The organism is Cryobacterium sp. MLB-32, from assembly GCF_000738085.1.
Classification (GTDB): Bacteria; Actinomycetota; Actinomycetes; order Actinomycetales; family Microbacteriaceae; genus Cryobacterium.
The window spans coordinates 1-1,776 of sequence record NZ_JPRS01000294.1 but is presented as its reverse complement, the minus strand read 5'-3'; the positions used below and the strand labels follow the sequence as shown (position 1 = coordinate 1,776).

The 1,776-nt window shown below is 62.7% G+C and carries 1 protein-coding gene and 1 pseudogene; one reads left to right on the top strand and one right to left on the bottom strand.

Annotation, left to right across the window (positions count from 1 at the left end; translation table 11 throughout):
* Positions 1–194 precede the first annotated feature (194 nt).
* The gene (locus JF66_RS17785) at positions 195–1,628 is read left to right on the top strand and encodes a gamma-aminobutyraldehyde dehydrogenase (protein WP_035880115.1); all 1,434 of its coding nucleotides are present in this window, start codon (positions 195–197) and stop codon (positions 1,626–1,628) included.
* Positions 1,629–1,696: 68 nt separating this feature from the next.
* On the opposite strand, the pseudogene JF66_RS23210 reads toward JF66_RS17785, so the two are convergent.
* Positions 1,697–1,776, bottom strand: a pseudogene (locus JF66_RS23210) (50S ribosomal protein L1); the annotation flags it as partial.

Here is a 1,776-nt window from a genome sequence, read left to right as displayed (position 1 = left end):
CCTAACTCTGCCATACTCAACGAATTCCCTGAGGGGGGTAGACAGCACGTGCACAATCATGCATAGGTGCCACACTCTCGGTCGAATCAGTGCCGTGCGGTATCGTCAGCCTAGGGCGAATTGCCCCTAGTCGACAGGGCTGTCGCGACAGCGCAACTGCCCATGCCGTCTTGACTCCCCGTGAAAGGACCGCCATGGCCACCCGTGAACTCCACAACTTCGTGAACGGCGACTACGCGGATTCAACCGCGACCGAACGACTCGACATCATCAATCCGGCAACCGAGGTTGTGTACGCCACGAGTCCTGTCTCGACCGAAGCGGATGTCGCGGCGGCCTACGCAACGGCCACGACCGCGTTCGAGACCTGGGGCGAGACCACTCCCGGAGAACGCCAGAATGCCCTCCTCAAGTTCGCGGACGCCATCGAAGAGCGCTCAGAGGAACTCGCCGACATCGAGAGCGAGAACACCGGAAAGCCGCGCCCTGGATTGGTCGGCGAAGAGGTCGACATGATGCTCGACCAGCTCCGCTTCTTCGCCGGCGCCGCCCGCATGCTCGAGGGCAAGTCCGCTGGCGAATACATGAAAGACCACACGTCATTCGTGCGCCGGGAGCCCATCGGCGTTGTCGGCCAGGTCACACCGTGGAACTACCCCATGATGATGGCCATGTGGAAGATCGCTCCCGCCCTCGCCGCGGGCAACACGATCGTGCTGAAGCCCTCCGATACCACCCCGGTCTCCACCCTGCTGCTGGCCGAGATCGCCTCCGAGTTCCTTCCGGCCGGAACCTTCAACGTCGTGATGGGTGACCGGCACACCGGTCGCCACCTGGTCACGAACCGCACGCCCCAGCTCGTTTCCATCACCGGCTCCGTGCGCGCCGGCATGGAGGTGGCCGGGGCTGCCGCCCTTGACCTCAAGCGCGTGCACCTCGAGCTGGGTGGCAAGGCGCCAGCCATCGTCTTCAATGACGCCGACATCGCTTCTGCGGTCGAGGGGATCGTGGGCGCGGCCTTCTACAACGGCGGGCAGGACTGCACCGCAGCCACCCGCATCCTCGTGCAGGAGGGCATCCACGACGAGTTCATGGCCGCTCTTGCCGCCTACGCCAAAGACAACGCTCGCACCGGAGCCCCGCTCGATGAGGGGATCCTCTACGGTGCGCTGTCGAGCGCCGATCAGCTCGCGCGCGTACAAAGCGTGGTCGACAATCTTCCCGACCACGCCACGATCGAGCTCGGCGGACACCGTCAGGGAAACCGTGGATACTTCCACGAGGCGACGATCGTCTCCAACCTGCTGCAGACGGATGACGCGGTGCAGAACGAGATCTTCGGCCCGGTCATCACCGCCCAGAAGTTCACCGACGAGGCGCAGGCCCTGTCCTGGGCGAACGACGTGCAATACGGTCTCGCTTCATCCGTGTGGACCTCGAACCACGGTACGGCGATGCGCATGGCCAAGAACCTCGACTTCGGCTGCGTCTGGATCAACACGCACATCCCGCTCGTTGCAGAGATGCCGCACGGCGGCTTCAAGCACTCCGGCTACGGCAAAGATCTCTCGATGTACGGCATGGAGGACTACACCCGGATCAAGCACGTCATGAGCTACATCGGCTGAGAACCGGAAATCACCAAAAAAGAAGGGCCCGTCCGAAGACGGGCCCTTCTTTTTTGTCTAATTCAGAATTAGATTGCGTTCACGTCAAGCTGGATGCCAGGTCCGAAGGTGGTCGAGACGACACCCTTCGTGATGTAGCGGCCCTTGG